This window comes from Fructilactobacillus sp. X2R6C1 (genome assembly GCF_059901295.1).
The window spans coordinates 1-279 of sequence record NZ_JBWXUZ010000019.1; the positions used below are offsets into that span (position 1 = coordinate 1).

The window sequence follows — 279 nt, forward strand, 5'->3', positions numbered from 1 at the left end:
GGCTGGTACGGCACGGATAAAAACCGCTTCTGGTATAAGAGCGAAGGCGAGCGCAACACGGCTTTCAAAGCCGACTACGACATTGATTTGCAGCTTCTCTACGGGCGGCTCGTTCACCCGTATTTCGATTTTCAGACGGGCGTTCGCTTCGAGACCCAGACATTTCGCGGGGCGAACGTCACGCGACCGCTGGCGGTCGTCGGGCTTGAAGGTCTGCTTCCCTATTTTATAGAGCTCGAATCGGCAGTTTTTATTGACCCGAAGGGCAATGTGTCGGGG

At 55.6% G+C, this 279-nt stretch carries 1 protein-coding gene; it reads left to right on the plus strand.

Annotation, left to right across the window (positions count from 1 at the left end; genetic code table 11):
• Positions 1-279: copper resistance protein B (locus tag AC6UDF_RS07185; RefSeq protein WP_500724185.1), on the plus strand; the 279-nt coding region annotated here is incomplete at both ends.